General features: G+C 65.1%; 2 protein-coding genes and 1 pseudogene. 1 reads left to right on the top strand and 2 read right to left on the bottom strand.

Annotation, left to right across the window (positions count from 1 at the left end; all coding sequences use genetic code 11):
- A pseudogene (locus tag WA702_RS25170) lies at nt 1-290 on the bottom strand (GlxA family transcriptional regulator); the annotation flags it as partial.
- Nucleotides 291-411: 121 nt separating this feature from the next.
- On the opposite strand from WA702_RS25170, the gene WA702_RS25175 reads away from it, so the two are divergent.
- Entirely contained in the window at nt 412-1,119 is a 708-nt protein-coding gene (locus tag WA702_RS25175) for a DJ-1/PfpI family protein (RefSeq protein WP_425113252.1), read from the top strand.
- 369 nt (nt 1,120-1,488) lie between these two features.
- Here WA702_RS25175 and WA702_RS25180 read toward each other — a convergent pair whose 3' ends face one another.
- A complete protein-coding gene (locus WA702_RS25180; RefSeq protein ID WP_425113253.1) occupies nt 1,489-1,899 on the bottom strand; it encodes an NADH:ubiquinone oxidoreductase subunit NDUFA12 in 411 nt (136 codons plus the stop codon).
- Nucleotides 1,900-2,245 lie beyond the last annotated feature (346 nt).

Here is a 2,245-nt window from a genome sequence, read left to right on the forward strand (position 1 = left end):
CGGATGCCGCGGCGGGCCGCGCTGCGCACGAAGCCGAGCGTGCAGGCGTTGCGCGATGCCGCCTCGACGCCGTCCCCGCCGGCGATGATCAGGGTGGACAGCGCGCCTGCCGCGCCGAACTTGCGCGCCAGCATCTCGACGCCGGACGAGGAGCGGACCGGGCCGGGCTCGGCGGCAATCAGTTTGATCGAGGGCGAGCGGCGCGCATAACGCGCGGCGATCTCAAACACCGAGATCGGGCCGGACGCGTCGAGCAGCTGGAAGTCGGGAAAGATCAGCACGCCAATCATTGTCTGCAGGCCTTCCGGTTACGACCGAAAACGAGGGAATTCTGCCATTCCAGACACAAAGCGATCATGCCACGGTACCTCCCGTCAAGCCTCTTTTCCCTCCTTTCGAAGGACGCGCGTCATGGCTGCCCCGCTCCAGATTGGCTTCGTCCTGTTTCCGAAGCTCACCCAACTCGATCTCACCGGTCCGGTACAGGTGTTCGCCCGGGTGCCGGGCGCTGTGGTCCATCTGCTGTGGAAGCGGATCGAACCGGTCCCGACCGATTCCGTGCTGACGCTCACCCCGACCACGACCTTCGCCGATTGTCCGCAGCTCGATGTCGTCTGCGTGCCGGGCGGCGCCGGCGTCGACGACATCGTCAATGACCAGGACGTGCTCGGCTTCCTGAGGCATCAGGCCGAAGGCGCCCGCTATGTCACGTCGGTCTGCACGGGAGCGCTGGCGCTGGGCGCAGCCGGCCTGCTCGACGGCTATCGGGCCACCACCCATTGGGCCGCGCGCGATTGTCTGGCGCCGTTCGGCGCGACACTGTCGACCGAGCGGGTCTGCATCGATCGCAACCGGGTCACCGGCGGCGGCGTCACCGCGGGCATCGATTTCGCGCTGAGCCTGGTGTCGATTCTGGCCGACCAGCCGACCGCCGAAGCGATCCAGTTGGTGATCGAGTACAATCCGGCGCCGCCGTTCAACTCCGGCGCGCCGGAGACCGCCTCGCCTGCCGTGCTGGCGCTGACACGGGAGCGGATGGCGCCATTCCAGCAGCGCCGCCGCGAAGCCGTGGCCCGCGCCGCGCAGCGTTTCAAGGCTGGCCTGAAGCTTGGCGTCTGAAGGCTCCCGCCTGAGCAGGAGAGAAGAGCAAGACAGAAGAAAAAGGCCGCTGGGTTGCCCCAGCGGCCTTTCCTGGTCTTACGACGGCACCACATCCTGCCGGGCGATTACAGGCCTTGCATGACCAAGGGATTGATCTCCTCGATCACGGGGATCCTGATCGGGTTGCCGCTGCACATCAGGAACGGTCGCGATTCCGCGTCCTGAACCGTCGCAGTGATTTTGAAACCACCTTCGCAAGACGGCTTCATTCAGCCGCAGCCGGCGCAATCGCGCAACGTCAGCGCTCGCGCAAAACGCGAATACTCCCCGCACTTCCCGCTATTCACAGCTGGGAACCAGGGTCGATGAACGGATGTACGCTTGAATTTAGCTGCCGGGCGTCCAAGGCTGGTAGTCGCCGGTCGCCTTCGGGCGACGGCCGCTCGCCAGCGTCGAGCCGCTCGGCCGATATGCGCGCGGCGTGCCGGTGAGATTCGGCTGATGCGGCTTTTCCCACTCCCGCGGCTTGTAGCCGTCCAGTGTCGGCGGAACGTCGACTGTATGGTGCATCCAGGCGTGCCAGGACGGCGGAATACGGCTGGCCTCGGCGACACCGTTATAGATCACCCAGCGGCGCTCGAAGTGCAGCACCGGATCGATCTTGCCGCCGGCCGTGCGGTAGTAGCGATTGCCCTGCTCGTCCTCGCCGACCAGCTCACCGAATCTCCAGGTCCACAGCTGTGTCCCGAAGGTCTGGCCATTCCACCACGTGAAGAGCTTGAGGAAGAACTGTTTCATGTGTGCGAGCAGCCGGTTGGGTGGCGGTTGAGGCTCTGATGCCACCCTGCGGCAGGATTGTCCAGTACTGCCGCGGCCGACGATGTCGCATTCTGAACCAGTGTTCATCTCCATGGCAGCACGATGCGCAAAACCCTGCGATTGCAGGCTTGCGACGATGCGAGCCGGGAACGACCGGCAACGCCGCGTGTTAGGTCGTTTTCCTCGTGATGGAGTCCAATCGATGAGCAACCTGAAAACATTCGTCGCCACGACAGCGGTGGCACTGATTCTGCCGTTGGCGGCAAGCACGGCAAGCTATGCACAAGGTTTTGGCCGCGGCGGTGGCGGTGGCGGTGGCGCCCAC

This window comes from Bradyrhizobium sp. (genome assembly GCF_049798375.1).
Taxonomy (GTDB): Bacteria; Pseudomonadota; Alphaproteobacteria; order Rhizobiales; family Xanthobacteraceae; genus Bradyrhizobium.

Bases quoted from the DNA above. Each gene is read 5' to 3' on its own strand.
- WA702_RS25175 (WP_425113252.1), top strand. From the start codon at position 412: ATGGCTGCCCCGCTCCAGATTGGCTTCGTCCTGTTTCCGAAGCTCACC.
- WA702_RS25180 (WP_425113253.1), bottom strand. From the start codon at position 1,899: ATGAAACAGTTCTTCCTCAAGCTCTTCACGTGGTGGAATGGCCAGACC.